Source organism: Verrucomicrobium sp. BvORR106 (assembly GCF_000739655.1).
In the GTDB taxonomy this organism is placed as follows: Bacteria; Verrucomicrobiota; Verrucomicrobiia; order Verrucomicrobiales; family Verrucomicrobiaceae; genus Verrucomicrobium.
In genome coordinates this window covers 90,926-105,775 of record NZ_BATR01000081.1, presented here as the reverse complement: position 1 = coordinate 105,775, position 14,850 = coordinate 90,926, and the positions used below count along the sequence as shown (strand labels likewise).

14 protein-coding genes are annotated in these 14,850 nt (G+C 59.0%); 8 read left to right on the top strand and 6 right to left on the bottom strand.

What is annotated here, in order from left to right; translation table 11 throughout:
- Positions 1-626 precede the first annotated feature (626 nt).
- Positions 627-3,467, top strand: coding sequence for a hypothetical protein (locus BV106_RS12450; RefSeq protein ID WP_265595622.1), 2,841 nt, complete (start codon positions 627-629; stop codon positions 3,465-3,467).
- A 56-nt stretch (positions 3,468-3,523) separates the two neighbouring features.
- On the opposite strand, the gene BV106_RS12445 is transcribed toward BV106_RS12450, so the two are convergent.
- On the bottom strand, positions 3,524-3,793 hold the full coding sequence (locus BV106_RS12445) for a hypothetical protein (RefSeq protein WP_265595621.1): 270 nt from the start codon (positions 3,791-3,793) through the stop codon (positions 3,524-3,526).
- 264 nt (positions 3,794-4,057) lie between these two features.
- Here BV106_RS12445 and BV106_RS12440 point away from each other — a divergent pair, with 264 nt between their 5' ends.
- Positions 4,058-4,480 carry a response regulator gene (locus BV106_RS12440; protein WP_038164991.1) on the top strand — a complete coding sequence of 141 codons (423 nt, stop codon included), beginning with the start codon at positions 4,058-4,060 and terminating at the stop codon, positions 4,478-4,480.
- 83 nt (positions 4,481-4,563) lie between these two features.
- Here BV106_RS12440 and BV106_RS38435 read toward each other — a convergent pair whose 3' ends face one another.
- Positions 4,564-4,791: a hypothetical protein gene (locus tag BV106_RS38435; RefSeq protein ID WP_265595620.1), complete on the bottom strand. Its 228-nt coding sequence runs from the start codon at positions 4,789-4,791 to the stop codon at positions 4,564-4,566.
- A gap of 715 nt (positions 4,792-5,506) precedes the next feature.
- Here BV106_RS38435 and BV106_RS12430 point away from each other — a divergent pair.
- Positions 5,507-5,695: a hypothetical protein gene (locus tag BV106_RS12430; protein WP_038164986.1), complete on the top strand. Its 189-nt coding sequence runs from the start codon at positions 5,507-5,509 to the stop codon at positions 5,693-5,695.
- 23 nt (positions 5,696-5,718) lie between these two features.
- On the opposite strand, the gene BV106_RS12425 is transcribed toward BV106_RS12430, so the two are convergent.
- The 4 genes from BV106_RS12425 to BV106_RS12410 form a co-directional block, all read right to left on the bottom strand.
- Complete coding sequence (locus BV106_RS12425) at positions 5,719-6,450, bottom strand: SOS response-associated peptidase (RefSeq protein ID WP_038164984.1); 732 nt, start codon at positions 6,448-6,450, stop codon at positions 5,719-5,721.
- 169 nt (positions 6,451-6,619) lie between these two features.
- Positions 6,620-6,838, bottom strand: coding sequence for a hypothetical protein (locus tag BV106_RS12420; protein ID WP_038164982.1), 219 nt, complete (start codon positions 6,836-6,838; stop codon positions 6,620-6,622).
- Positions 6,839-6,866: 28 nt separating this feature from the next.
- Positions 6,867-7,775: a non-homologous end-joining DNA ligase gene (gene ligD, locus BV106_RS12415; RefSeq protein ID WP_265595619.1), complete on the bottom strand. Its 909-nt coding sequence runs from the start codon at positions 7,773-7,775 to the stop codon at positions 6,867-6,869.
- Between the two features lie 135 nt (positions 7,776-7,910).
- Positions 7,911-8,588 carry an SOS response-associated peptidase family protein gene (locus tag BV106_RS12410; protein ID WP_038164980.1) on the bottom strand — a complete coding sequence of 226 codons (678 nt, stop codon included), beginning with the start codon at positions 8,586-8,588 and terminating at the stop codon, positions 7,911-7,913.
- A gap of 431 nt (positions 8,589-9,019) precedes the next feature.
- Here BV106_RS12410 and BV106_RS12405 point away from each other — a divergent pair, with 431 nt between their 5' ends.
- The 5 genes from BV106_RS12405 (at position 9,020) to BV106_RS12385 (ending at position 14,783) form a co-directional block, all read left to right on the top strand.
- On the top strand, positions 9,020-10,072 hold the full coding sequence (locus tag BV106_RS12405) for a P63C domain-containing protein (protein WP_265595618.1): 1,053 nt from the start codon (positions 9,020-9,022) through the stop codon (positions 10,070-10,072).
- A gap of 69 nt (positions 10,073-10,141) precedes the next feature.
- Entirely contained in the window at positions 10,142-11,896 is a 1,755-nt protein-coding gene (locus BV106_RS12400) for a hypothetical protein (RefSeq protein ID WP_038164978.1), read from the top strand.
- A 453-nt stretch (positions 11,897-12,349) separates the two neighbouring features.
- Positions 12,350-13,489 carry a hypothetical protein gene (locus tag BV106_RS12395; RefSeq protein ID WP_038164976.1) on the top strand — a complete coding sequence of 380 codons (1,140 nt, stop codon included), beginning with the start codon at positions 12,350-12,352 and terminating at the stop codon, positions 13,487-13,489.
- Positions 13,490-13,680: 191 nt separating this feature from the next.
- Positions 13,681-14,307, top strand: coding sequence for a hypothetical protein (locus BV106_RS38430; RefSeq protein WP_265595617.1), 627 nt, complete (start codon positions 13,681-13,683; stop codon positions 14,305-14,307).
- Positions 14,308-14,579: 272 nt separating this feature from the next.
- Positions 14,580-14,783 (top strand): hypothetical protein, encoded by a 204-nt coding sequence (locus BV106_RS12385; RefSeq protein ID WP_038164970.1) that lies wholly within the window; start codon positions 14,580-14,582, stop codon positions 14,781-14,783.
- Positions 14,784-14,850: the final 67 nt, after the last annotated feature.

Here is a 14,850-nt window from a genome sequence, read left to right as displayed (position 1 = left end):
GTGCTTGAAGTTTCGGGCGCGGGGGTGCGCATAGAGCAAGCTTTATTGATCGCTCCCCGCCATTGAACTTCAACGAAGCGGGTTGGAGTGCCGACTGCAGTCCAATGCCATCAGGGAAAAGGAAAGTCTTGCCGCTTTGCCTTGGTGAGGTTGAAGTCGCGATGGTGCGTCAGCCATACTTGTAGCAGGAGTGCCACTTCAGGAGGGCCGAAGGCTCGGCGTGATACCAGCCTTGGGCAACGCCCAAGGAATAGATGACCAAACAACCCTTGAGGGCTGAAGGCCCGGCCTCATCAAGCCTGCCCACGACGAGCATCCCTGAATGACCCCGGGCCTTCAGCCCTCAACATCTAAAACTAACGCCAACCTTGGGCGTTGCCCAAGGCTGGTATCACTCCGGGCTTTCAGCCCTCAGCTCGTTCGCCAAAGGGAGATCATCGTCACCCCTTTTTCCCTGATGGCAGTGGACTTCAGTCGGCTCACCGGCCAAACCGCCCAGCACACCCCTCTCACCTGGAAAAGTACTTACCTTTAACCGATGGCATCTCCCCCATCCATCAAGCACCGAGAACCCAAAAACCTCCCCTCCTTGACAGCCATCGAATAAATCCTTAGGCTTCGCCAGCATGACCCCTTATCCGGCTCACGCTGCCCGCCTGCTACATCCATTCAGATGGCTATTCCCCGTGGCCCTGGCGGCGTGCCTGGCCGTTCCGCATGCTCCCTGGGTGACGGAGGCGCGGGCGCAGGGGCACCTGCTGTCTCGCTCCTACCCCGGAGCGCCGGTGCCGGATCCGCTGGCGTTTCTCCAGCCGGGAGATCCGGTGGAAGAGAAGAAGATCCGCCTGAGCCTGGCGTTGCTGAAGGTGCCTGCCTTGGACTTCGCCAAAACGCTGGAGCAGGATCGTGAGGCAGGCAGCCTCTCCTGGCACCGCTGGCTGCTCCAGGCCAAGGCGGCTGGAAAACTTGAGCTTGTGGAGAGCTTCAGGGCAGAGTCCACACCGCGGGAGGCCTTTAAGTCCGGCTATCAGCGTCCCCAGCACTACATCCGCCAGGGGGAGTCCTCCCAACTCTGGTCGAGCATCATGCAGGAGAACTTGCCGCATCTCAATCCGGAGATCTGGGACGACATGCTGGACAGCCTGGACCAATCCCCTGTGGGCTCAATCGCCACCGGAGAAATGGCGTTGGCGCTGGATGAAGGCGGCGTGGAAATCAAACTCAACGTCAACTGCGCCGCCCTGCCCGAGAAGCGGCCCTCGCCAGCGTGGGTGCACCCCCATTTCCCTGCGCCCAAGCTCCTCTTTCCCACCTGGGAGTATCAGGGCCATGTGCTGGCCCCGCTGAGCGAGCCCTTCCTGCTCGCTGCCCAGATGGAGCCGCTCGCCAAAGAAGCTGCCCCCGGCACGGAGACTGGCCCGGCCTATGTGTGGGCGCTGTTTGGCCGACTGACCTTGTCAGCTGATCTGGCGGAGAAGACTGGCGAAGGCGTACCCCTCGAGTCCATGGGAGGTGCCTGGCAGGCGTGGACTCTGGACCTGCCGGCCCAGACCGTGCAAAACTGGCTGAGCACCCGCCAATCTGACGCGCAAGATGGGCCCTGGATGCAATCGTGCCTCAACAAGGCGCTCTCTGGAGGCGACATCCGGCTGCGCTCCGTGATGAGCGGGGCGTCCGCGATGGGCAAGTCCACCCGCCTCACGGAAGACAATGACATCATCCTCCGGAGCGTGGTGAAGTGGAATGACTCCACCGGGTTCGAGCCCACACACAATGACCGCATCTTCCGCCCCTGCGTGGCGGAGGACGACGAGTTCAGCCGCCGGTACGAACTGCACATACAGGCATCTGGCACCTCCGGCATGGTCCTCCCTCCCGGTGGCACCACTCCCTGGCAGGTGGCTCAGGTCGGCCTTTCCCAGCCCTCCACACCCCTGGTGTGGAGACGGTGGAAGCACGCGATGGAAGGAACGGAGCAGGACGAAGGCAACCTGGAACTGGCGGATGCGCCCTATCGGGAAGAGGAAGGATTGTCGCTGGAGATGCTGTCCGCCTTCCCCCCAGGAAAGGCGGTGCTGCTGAACACCACGCAGCAAGGGGAGCGGATGCTGGTCACGTTTGCGCGGGCCGTGGATGGCACCCCGCCTCCCCAGGTGCCACCAGCGCCTGCTCCGCCGCCCCAGGCCCCGGTGGCGCGCGATCCCTTTGGCCCTGGCGGCGGACCTTCTGAAGCCCCTCCTCATCTCCACACCACCATCTGGCAGATCGATACCCCCTTGGACTGGATGGCGAAAGCGTTCGCGCTGGAGCCCGATCAGGCGGGCCACCTGGCCACCCAGCTTCTGGAAGCCACCCGGCAGGGCAAAGCGACCGTGGTGGCGATGAACGCGCGCCGCCAGATCTCAGACAACGGAGCTCCGTCTCGGTGGAATGCGACGCAGCCCGTCAACTTCTACGGCGGCCCCTATGTGAACACCGCCCCGCATGCCAAAGGCATTTACTTCAACATGCGCCATCTGGAGCAGGTATCCGCCGGGGCCAAGGAACGGCTGGAAGTCTCCCTGGAGGAGCAGACGGGGCTGGCCGTGGTGAATGCCGAGCTGATCGCCATCGGGACGCCCGCCTGGCAGCAATGGGGCATCTGGCAGCCCTCAGTTTCAGGAACCAACGTCACCAACTCCGGCATCAAGCGCCCCGCCTTCCCCACCGGTCTGCTCCACCTGAGCGCAAAGCTCCCGCCCGGGCAGCCGCAGGTGGTGGCGGTGGCCACGGCACCGGATGCCGCCGCCCCGGGTGCAAGGGGATCCCGTCTGCGCTGGTGGGTCATAGGAGTTAACAAGGAGGATCAGCCGGCTCCCGCACGGACTGCCGAGACCCCGGCACCCGCCCGCAGTTCCCTGGTCCAGGCCGTGATCCTGCCCCTGCCCAAGTCGGAGGCCATTCCCACCGACAGCCAGGCCCTGGCGGAGAGGCTGCTCGCGGAGGCTGCCGCCGGCACACGTGCTGTGCACGATGTCTCCACCGTGCTGCGACTGGGCACCCGCGACTACACCGCGACCCTCACCTCCGGAACGGACTACTACTTTACCAACGGCCGCACCCATCCCTACACGGAGGATCAAGCCGCCCTCATCAACGCCCCGGCCGTGATGCCGCCCGATTCCAAGTACGACGATCAGATCAACCTGCAAAACCGGATCGTAGGCACCCGCCTCTTTGTGAACGAAGAGACCTGGACGCTCACCCGCGACGTCACCCCTCCCCAGGTGGTGACCGACACCTTCCAGGATGTGCGCTACGAGTTCCCCTGGCAGGAAGAGGAAACGGCCAAACGCACCGCCGTCTCTGTGCAACGGCCGATCTTCCAGGTCATCAAGAAAGAACAACCCCTGCCCACCCCGGGACGGCCTATTGTGGTGCGGCTGACCGATGAGATCGTGGTCGTAGTGAGAGCCGGTGGTTCTTAGTGCCTAATGCTTGGTCCATCTTCGGCACCACCTTTGCGTCAACCAAGAACCAAGCACTAAGCACCAAGCACGCTTTCCCCCTCCCCGATCACGCGGATTCCCGGACGGGACATGCGCTGCACGGGAATGCCGCGAAAGCGGATGCCCTCGCCCGACACCTCACGCCCCAGGTAGTCTGCCAGGGCCGTCATCTCCTCGGGCCCCAGACAAATGCAATATGGAAGCCTCCCCGCGTTGCCCCGCTCATATTGGGAGACGGTCACGAGAATCTCGACACCGACTTTATATGCCTGCATCAGCATATAGTGAACCCAGCTCGCTTTCAAGGGAAGCGCAAGCTGGGGTCAACAGGCCGGATCGTGAACGCGAGATTCCCCCAACTGCCGCCCGTGGATTTCATCAACAGCGCTCAGCATTTTGCTTATCCCAAGCCGCTAGCTGACGGTCATCCTCCTGACCTGGCCGTGGCCGAGGAGCAAACGAGGCGAAAGGCACGTTGGCACCTTGGAGTCGAGGGATACCCACCCCCCACAATTGGGTGGGCATGAGGGGGTTGTATAAACCAAATTGGGTGGATAACGTCTGGCAACATGAAGCCTGTCACCCCCAAGGATAGCCTTCGCATTTTCATTGTGGAGGACCATGAGGCTATTCTCAAGATGCTGTCGGGCTACCTGAGGGCCAGGGGCCACACGGTAGTCTCGGCCTGCGACATAGGGAATGCCCGCCAATCCTTCCCTGGAGGCCAGTGGGACCTTCTGATCTGCGACAAACACCTGCCTGACGGAGACGGGTGGGAACTGCTCCTCGAACCCACCCAAGTGCCCGAGCCTCCCTATCGTGTCGCCATGAGCGGGGCCGCCACGGATCGCGACGTCGAAACCGCCCTCATCGACGGATGTCACCATCTGCCCAAACCATTCGGGATTGAACAAATCGACGCCATCGTGAAGGCCGCCACCCATCGTCGGGCGGGGCTGGCCTGTGGGATACCACGTAGCGAAAACGTTTGAATTTTGCCTGCAATGTATCAGGGTGGCGCAAAATGAAGTTTATTGCTGCCCTGCCGTTCCTTTTTCTTTGCCCTGTAGCTTTTTCACAAGTCGGCGCGACCGCTGGTGAAGTCAGAATTCCGAAGGCCGTTGGCGAGCACATCTTCACGAATTGCAAGGTGACGAAGGTAGAACCAGATGGCGTCAGGATCTCCCATGATGGAGGCTTTGCGAAGGTGCCCTACGAGTACATGCCGGAGGTCTGGCAGAAGAACGTGTCCCACAACGAAAGTGAAGCGCTGGCTTTCTTCAGGCAGCAGAACGAGATGCATCAGAATGCCATCAGCAAGGCAGAGTCCGAGAGAGCTGCAGCGACCGCTTCACAGGCGCCCATCCAGCCAGAGAATCCCAAGGCCAAACAACCTTCAAGCGCTGTACGGCAAGACCAACCTTCCCATGCGAAAGTGGATGATGGGACGCGGTCAGGAACCTTCGTGGTGACAGAATTCATTGACGGAGGGGCGTTTGGAAACTTCAGCGCCGGAGGATTCGCCTACCTTCACCCGTTCCCAGCAGACGTTGGGTTGCGAGTGGGATCAGAATTTACGGTGAGGGTTTTGCCCGTCAAACCTGCCAAAGTTGCGTACGCTGGTGGCCCAGTCGGTCGGAAGACCATTGTCGCGCCAAGATACCATGTGCTTGCGAAGCTTCGGATTCGGTGAAACAACACAACACAACACAACGCACTGCCACCCCATCGCAGATTTCAATGCCTCCCGCATGTTGCGGAACGTGCAGGCAAAGCCCAACGGGTTCGCTTGTGACCCTTCTTCCTCAGGTCTTCCAGCTCCAACCCCCTCAAAAATTCCTCCCGTACCAGAGACAGGACTCGAACCTGCACTTGTTTCCAAACCAGATCCTAAGTCTGATCGATTCCTATATTTCAGTAAGGCAGGATGCTCACTGCGGTCAATTTGCGGGCATTTCACTGAATCCATTCACTAACTTTCCTTTTGCATTGGCTTTCTGCGGTCCGACATTCAGACGATGAAAATCAAGATCTTCAATAGTCATCAAACACAGAACCTTGAAACGTTGGTGAATGAATGGCTCTCCGATGCTGGAGAGAGCATTGAGGTCAAGCAGATGCTACAGTCCGAGAGCGCAAAGATGAGCACCTCCGCGACGGGTGGAATGAGCTATACTATCACAGTTTACTACCTCGACCTTCACTGATACCACGGAGGGAGCCTGAGGGATTAGAGGAGCAAGTCCGTTCCTTCCTTCCCCTGTGTGGACAGAGGTTCAACGGCATCTGGGGCCTCATACCGGGCATTGCTCATCTTCCGCGTAACCGGCCACTGGTTCATCTCGGTGGCCGCGTGCCCAGTTTGCACCTTTTGAACCAGCCGCTCCAGTTCCTGAGGACTGATAGAATCATCCATCCAGTGTACCCAGTCTTCTGGGGCAAGCACCACTGGAAACCGGTCGTGAATCCAAGCTCCCCGCGTAGTTGCGGTGGTGGTGAGAATGCTAAAAGTCTCCGTGGGAGGAGTCTCGGGAGGGGCGTCTTTAGGCGTCCAGCTTTCCCATAGGCCCGCGAAGACCATCAGACTTTCACCTGGCAGTGTGAAGAGCCAGGGTTGCTTCCCGGTGGGAGTGGTCTCCCACTCGAAGAAACCGTGACTCAGCACTAGGCACCTGCGAAACCGAAAAGCGTTTCGGAAGGCGGGCTTCTCCGGGACGGTCTCGGCGCGCGCATTGATGGTCTTGGCCCCGAATGACTGGTCCTTCGCCCAGAATGGGAGCAGACCCCAGCGCAGAGCTTCGACCTCGTGCCCACCATCTTTGGTTGCGCGGACTATCGGCGATAGTTGGGTCGGTGCGATGTTGAAGCGCGGCGGGAACGCTTTACGAATCTCCAGCCCAGGGACGTGTTTCAACTCGTCAGACTCAATGGTCATCCCGCGGTATCGAAAGCGTCCACACATGGCTAAGGTTCTACCACGGGCGTCAAGCCCGTCATTTGCATATTTTTTGCGACCGATAGACGTGATCGTAGTTGGTAAGGCTGCATCCAAACGCATTCTGGACCGGCTCCAAAGGTCAGGTGCTGCTTGGCATGGGGCGCTGAGCCCCATGCCAAGCTTCACAGGCCCGCTAAATGCCGCCGTGACCGACTGCTTCAACTGGCCTGCGAAGGTAATAAACCATCACCTCTTCAGCATGAGAGTGAAGGGCAGTTTTCAGCGTCGCGGGGCCAACAACGGAAATCAGTTCCCATCCTTGGTCGAAGTGCTCCCTTAACCTGCTGAGATCCTTCTCAACGTCTATTGAGTCTGAAGTGTCGATCGGAATGGCTAGGTACTGGAATTTCATAAATCATAGGGGGATATCGGTCTTCTTGCTATTTGCTTCTTCCTTGGATCAGTTTTGAAAACTTGGAGTGCCTGAGCTTTCCGCCGTCGGTCCATTCCACGAAGGTAATTTCAGCCTTCACCCTGGGGTTGACCCAGCGGCATTCGCGCATCTTCTCTTCGTCGAGGCTCCTACCCCAGCGGCTCTTGCCCGTCTCAGGGAGATTTGAAAAGGGGCAATGCGGTAACGTCAGCGGTCGGATGGCGTCCATGATCTTGCCTTTCTGTATCGAGGTGAAGCCAGCGCGAACACTGCTTACGTATTCCAACTGCCGGCCGCGGCGACGCCCTACAAGAAGCTCCTCGAAACTCCGGCCGTTTGGCACATACCCGCCAATAAAAAACGTGTCCTTTCGCTCCGCTTTCCACTTCATCCACATTCCGGAGCGCTCGCCCGGCTCGTAACTGCTATCGCGCGATTTGGCGACAATGCCTTCGATCCCCGCGGCGCGCGCTTGGGCCATCAGCGAAGCGACGGTGCCATGTAGCTCGTGACTGAATCCCAGGAGATTGCTCTCTGGTGGCAGGATCTTTTGCAGGGCCAACCGCCTGGCTTCGAGCGGGAATTCCGTCAGATCTCTCCCGTTCACCTCCAGCAGGTCGAACAGCATAAACCGCAGCGTAGGGCTCTGGGAACGGTGAGACTGCAGCACCTGAAAATCTGGTCGCCCGTCCACTCCGATGGCAACGATCTCCCCGTCCACCGTGGCGCTTTTGCACCTCAGATCAGCGAGAGCCTGGGCCACCGACGGGAAAGTTCTGGTGAAAGACTTGTCGTTGCGAGAACTCAGGCGAAGGCCGTCGGGGCGCTTCTGTCCTATGGCGCGGTAGCCATCCCATTTGACCTCATAGCTCCATTCCGGCCCGTCCGGCAGCTCTGCAACCAGCTTGCAGAGCATGGGCTCAATCTCGAAAGTGGAAGCGCGGGAGGACATGGCTCCCCTGAATCGCGAGGGCCCCCTGCAGGGCGCGCTTACTGTCGGGGAGACCTGACTGTAAAAAAATGAAAGTGTAAGGCGGCACCCTTTTAAAACTCAACGAACGGGCGGAGGGAGAGGCACTATAGCGGCGGGATCTTGGAAGTCTGGGGAGGCGATGCTGGAGGTGACGCGCCATTGCTGGAGGTCGCGGTTGGGGCGCTGGCGGCCGTTGTAGGCGATCTCAGCCAAGGTGCCGATGGAGGTGTCATGATCCAGCCAGGCGGCCCACGTTGACGGAGGCAAGATGACCGGGAACTGGAAGTGGACCCAGGCCGCGCGGTTGGGCGGGGCGGTGGTGAGGAGGGCAAAGGCATCCCCCGCCTGCGGTAAGGGCTCCCAAAGGCCCGCCAGCATCATGAGCGCCTCTCCCGGGTAAGACAGGAGCCAGGGCACGGAGCGGCGGGGCGTGACTTGCTGCCAGATGAAGAAGCCGTTACTGGGGATAAGGCAACGCCGGTAGAGGTAGGTGGCCCGGATGCCGATGCGGGCAGCCGCCTCATGATGCTCCAAACTTGAGATGGGCCCTGCGTCCGGATCTGTGACTGTGGTGGGAGCTAGGCCCCAGATGAGGTCTGCGAGCTCTGTGGTACCTGTGGCGGCGCGCCGGATCACAGGAGCGGCGTGGCCGGGTGCGATGTTGTACCTCGCCCCACCCCTGCCAAGAGCGCCAAGGTCTGGGATGTGCTTTTGCACCTCTTCCAGTTCACCTTGGAGCCAGTAGCGTTTGCACATTCCGGAGCCGTAGCATCCGAATCCCGCCCTGCCAAACAGTATTCAAATGAACATCATCTAGCGACAGACGCTGCACGAGTTACCAGGCCGGGAACAATGGGCGCACGAAGAGCAAGTGCTGCAAGCTCGGCAAACCCCAAACGGGTTGCATGCTGCCATTTCAGGCGCGGGACCAGAAGAGCAACACGACGCCTCCGCTTTGGGCATCATTGCGAAGACAGATGCCAGAACGATGGTTGCACCGACGGAGAAAAACAATGCAGTTTGTTTCATGTCGCCATATATTTGCTGTTGCAAACTATGCAAGAGTTTTTCTTTGTAATGGCTAGTGCAAACGGCTTGAGGCACGCCGGGCCCAGCGCAAGTCAAAGGCGGGAGTGAGGGTAACCGCGCTCCTCTTGAACAATGCTTGCTTAAACTGTTGACGATGCATGCTAGCAGGCATATCATTAAAAATGAGCAAGCATAAAGCTGCCGGCGATGGTCCTGGAGAAAATCCGGGAGAGTCTAAATCCATTCAATCCAAGGGAGGGCGAGCCCGCAGGGAGAAATTGAGCCCTGAGAGGTTAAAGGAAATATCATCCGATGCCGCAAAGGCAAGATGGCTTCCAAAATCTTCCCATAAAGGGAACTTCAAAAAAGAGTTCGGGTTTGACGTTGACTGCTACGTGCTCAACGACCGGAGCAAAACACCAGTGATCAGTCAGCGCGGAATGGGTAGGGCGCTTGGCCTTTCATCGGGTGGATCTGAGTTGCCTCGCTTTCTAGCCACGCGAGCCATGACTAAGCACCTTGGTGGTGAACTTGGTTCAAAATTGTCGCAACCCATTAAGTTTCAATGGATTGGTGGTGGTGGCGAAGGTGCAACGCCTGGAGATATTCACGGATATGACGCAACACTTCTGATTGATCTGTGCAGGGTAATCGTGCAGGCAGAGCAAGCTGGAGACCTGGGGCCAAGGAGTAAGAATGTAGCAATACAGGCGCACGTAATTCTCAACGCATCTGCAAAGGCTGGAATTCAAGGCTTGGTCTACGCACTGGCGGGATACAACCCGACAGCCGCTGAAGTAATTGCAGCGTTTAAGATGTACGTTCAGGAGGAAGCAAAGCGGTATGAAAAAGAGTTCCCGCCGGAATTGTATGACCAATGGTATCGGCTGTACGATCTACCTGTTCTGACAAACGGGAGGCCGTGGTACTTCAAGCATTTCACCGAGAGGCACATCTACCGTCCCTTGGCGCAGAGCAATGGGAAAATCCTTGAATTGACCCGCGCACTCAAGGCGAACGACGGCGATCGAAAGAAGAAGCTATTTCAGTTTTTGACAGAAATTGGAACTCGCGCCTTGAGAATGCAACTTGGGCGCGTGCTGGAAATGGCCGAGTCATCCAAGACGAGAGCCGAATATGAGGAAAAAATCGTGCAAAGGTTTGGAGGCCAGCCTGATCTGAAAATACCCCCATCTCCAGAAGAGGTTTAGTCCTCCACTTGACGCCAACTCCCTTCCTGCACCGGTGCGAAATCGCATCCGGCGTCTACTCCTGTATGGGTGGTAGACGACCTGACCGACGACGAAATCGAGGACATCGCCCGGGAAAGCCCAGTGGTGCACTTCGGCAGTTACCTGTCCATCTTCGACAAGGACAACGTCGAACGGGTGCCAAAGCCAAACATCCTGCAAATTCGGATCAATGAGGCCCTGATGACGCTCAAGGCCTTGGAAGTAGCCGTGCGCCTGCTGGTGACCAAGATCCGCCAGTGCGGTGGGTCAACCTTCTCCCTCGAAGTCGCCTATCACGAGGGCCGCAATCGCAAGGTTGATGCGGTCATCATAGCCGATGTGGCCAGGAACTCGGAGAAGATGCTCACCCGTCTGGACGACTACAAGAACAAGGACCAGTTCCCGTGGGACAGCGACATGGTGGCCAAGCAGGGCAAGATCTCGCTAACCAACGGAACCACCTTCGAGATCGACTCTGCCCAGAACTGGAACGCTGGCATTTCCCGCACCCGCCAGGTGTTCCTTGCATCAGAAACCCCGAAGTGGTCCCGATCCGGCGCGAAGAACGACAAGCGAATCATGGCGGCCGTCTTGCCGTCCATCCCAAAGCGCCCTGGCACGGTGGTCATCTCAGAGGGCACCCCATTCGGTGCGTCCGGATGGCAGTACGAGCAGTGGCAGGGTGCCCTCACACTGGAGGAATTTGTGCGGCGGCTGAAGGCCGGCGAATCGAACCCTGGCAATGGTTGGGTGAAGATCTTCGCCGGCTGGTTTGAGTTCGAAGAGAACCAGGTCCCCATCACCGACCGGGAGAGAAAACAGATCATGGCCAGCCTCAGCAATCGTGAGGTGGCAGGTATTGAGAAGTACGGGTGGACGCCGGAGCAGATCGCCTGGCGACGTGCCACGATCGACAGCGAATGCGGCGGCTCTGAAGAGGACTTCGACCAGTACTACCCAGAAGACGATGTTTCCTGCTGGCTCAGCTCTGGCCGCCCTCGCTTCGACATGGGCAAGCTGGTAGAGTTGGAGACCCGGGCCCGCAGCGCCTCCCCGGAAACGGGGCGTCTGGTGCTACAGGACGATGGCGAGATGGTGTCTTGGTCCCCCGATTTCGAAGGCAAAGGGGACATCATCATTTGGGAGCAGCCCAAGGAAGGCTGCCGGTACCTGGTGTCATGCGATCCGGCGACAGGATCTGACCAGACCGAAAGCGACAATCCCGACCGTCACAGCATTTCCGTCTGGCGCGCTCCCTACGTTGACCAGTTCGGAAACGAACGGAAGATCAAGATGGTTGCCCGCGTGCGCCCGCCCTTCCAAGGCGAGGGCGATCTGGTGGCCACGCACATTGCCAACTTGTCGGCCTACTACGGCGGCTGCATCGTGGTTCTGGAGATCAACATGGGGCTCCACATTCTGGAGCTACTGAAGGCCCGCGGGGTGCCGCTGTACAAGCGTGAGGTGTTTGACGAGAAGGACCGGGACAAGCCAATCCTGCAGTACGGCTTCAAGTTGAAAGACCGCAACACCAAACGTGCTGTCGTGGACTGCCTAGCCATTCACATCCGAGAACGCGCAATCGAGGTGGAGTGCCTCCACTGGATTGGGGAAGCGAAGGCGTTCATGATCGACGCCAGCGGAAACGAGACCGCACCGAGTGGCCAACACGATGATGACGTGATGCAGGGAGCCATGGGGGTGTACTCGATTGGGGCGGCCACGCTCTACAAGACACCCCAGCGTCGTCGGAAGAAGCCGCGGGATTGGCGGGATTGGACGCGGGCACCCTTTAAGAACTGAAGCGACTTATCTTTGATAATATTTAGCGCTGATATAGACAAAATTCCGCGTTAAAAAAACGCATTTTGGTTGTTGCCTTTCTCAAAAAATGGCAATGTTAAGCAGGCATGTCCACTGAGACCCCTGCCCCCCGTCGTCACCGCCCCTCTTGGGATCGCAAAGCACTCTTTGCCCTCGTGTTGGCATTCATCTTCACGACTCTTGCCGCGCTTCCCTACTTTGGAGATCCTGTGCGGCTTGCCTTAGTGGCTGGAGCTCTAAAGCTCTTCTTTGTATTCGCGAAGCACTCAAGATGAGAACACGTTCCCATGTCGGAGCGCCTCCCCTAACCGAAATTGTGGGTCCGCTGCGAAGCGTCTCATCCAGCCGACCGCAATAGGTCGTGCACCCAGCAAAACTCCGTTGACCCATTCCCTTTGATCCTGCATCATTAGGAAATCCCTTACCGACGCCATGAAACCGCTACTCTGCACCCTGGTCGCTGTCCTGTCCCTGTCCGCCTTTGGGGCCGAACTCACTCCTGAGGAATGGGGCAAACAAGAACTTGCATCCATCGAGCAGGGTACAAAGCAGTACGCGAAAGCCTTTGAGGATCCGTCATTTCTAGAGGCATTGCAAGACGCTCGGGATGCTGCCCATGCACGACAGGACGCGATTCTCAACAGCCCCGACTGGCCGTTCAAGCTCATAGAGAAAGTGCATCGGCGGCACTATGAACACGTAGTGGATTCGCCAGCTCCAGTGGTTCAGCCAACTCCTGAAGAGGCGCAATATCAAGCTGAATGGACGGCCCAAGAAGAGAAACATCTTAACCATGCCAAGGAGCTTTATAGAATAGCGCTCAGCGACCCTTCTTTTGTGGAAGCGCTTTCTAATGCCCGTGATGCAGCAGAAGAACAAAAAGACGAAATATTTCAATCACCAGATTGGTCGCTTAAGTTACTCGATAGGGTACATCGCGCACGCTACGGAAAGCCGGTTGAGCCACTCGTAAAGCTTGCGCCAGCATACGCAACCGCTCCTAAAGAAGAAGCAACTAAAACACAACCACTACCAGAGGTGGAACTGGTTACGCGAACACAGGTCCTTGCGTATTGGCGAGCTGGTGTGAAATCAAAAGATCCGGCTGTATCCGCCTTTTTTGGCCCTGGGATGCTCAGTGTTGAAAAAGCCTGGAGAATCGTGGAAGGAATTGATAGGGGCGACTACTACTGGGACGCCGCCATTTACGCTGCCCAATTGAATCAAGCGCGTTGGGCGAGCGTCGGTCGAACCGACAAAGTGACAGAATATGCACAACGTGTTCAGTCCCTCACCCAGACAAGGGATCAAGCCTTGGCGAATTCCCAGAGAATCGCGGCGCAACAGGCGGCTGATGATGCGGCGAGAGCTGCAGAGCTAGCCCAAGCCAAATCGGCGGCAGCTGCTCAAGCTCGACTCGGCGCTGAAATGCGCGCCATTCGGGCGATGGAGCAGCGCGACGCTACTAGGATGCGCAATGACATCAACGAATTGAAGCGGAAGGCGCGAGACGCAGAAGCCGCCCGTGCAATGCGTGATCAGGACGCTGTCTTCGGGCGTGGTGCTCGATGAAAATTCAGGACTTGGAGCCAAGTCGCCTTCTGCACCACTGACAGTATTCGCCCGCGCAATACGCTGGGCGAATGGCTACAGTCGAAGAACAACAAGAGGATATTGCATCAGCCTCGCAACGCGCCTCGGCCTCACAGACGCAACCAGCAAAATCGCCGCCACTAGCCCCCGCCCAAGTCACTGTCCCGCCTGTGGAGCGCCGACGGAGTGCCAGCAGCCCAGACCGGGCGAAGACTGCGGATGAATGGCGGAGGCGTCAGGGCTCCACTGGCCTGGATGTGTTCTATGATTTAAATCCGCATCTGCGTCGACCTGGCACGCCCGCCCCTTCCACCGCTCCCTCTGCCCCTGCAACACAGCCCGCCATCCAGGCAACGGCAACCGGCAGCGTTGGCGTGCAATCCACTGCTGCGAGCTCGCCTGGGGAACAAGCTGCGCTGAACGCGCTGAGGCCTTACGGTCGGCCCCTCGGTAGCGGTGTGGCGATGCGCGGCAGTGATGGTTCGGTGAAATTCGAATCTGGGGCGACCATCACCCCTACTGGCCCCATCTCCACTACAGGAACGGGCGATCGTGCCCTCTCCAGCGGGTATGGCACCGGCAGCGTCACTCACGGCCCCCGCACGGGAGAGCCCATGATTGGGGGAATGCCCTCCAGCCAGTTCTTCCAAAACACTGCCAACGAGCAAGGGCAATCCAATGCCTTCGCCAATGCGATGCGCCCCATGGGCCCTCCGGGAACCCGGCCGCTGCCCAAAACAGCCGGACCTCTGTTTGTGAACGGCCAGATGCAACCACGCGGGGCCCCCCTTCCCTGACAGCCGCGGCTCCAACGGTCTCCACAGCACCGCCCCCGCCCTCTACGGCGCTCCCCTTACCGCAGGCAACAACCGCAGCACCGGCCCTCCCGAAACCTCCCGCGGTCGCTGCACCAGCGCCACCTGCAGCACCTGCACCGTCTCCTGGTGTGGCACCATGGCAGCCAGATGTCGAGGGGTGGAAACGTGAGACACAAGCGAAGCTGGACGCGTCGCGTGCCCAGACAGCATCGCTCCCTGCGCCGATCCGTCCCTACGGCAAACCACCACTGATGCGCACCCCACTACAGACAGCAGGCATCAAACTGCAGGGCGGCATGGCACATGCCGCTGATGCATACACGGCTCCTGTCCGCGCAGCAGGCGAGGTGGCAGGGGCGGCTGGAGACCTCACCAAAGCGGCCGTTGGGGCGGCCGTTGATGCGCCCAAGAACGCCTGGAAATGGGCCAATACCCCCCGCCCGGTCGCGCAATGACCTCCATCGCCGAAGTCCTCCGCCCTTACGGCATGCCTCGCAACAATGCGCAGGGCGCCTATCACCC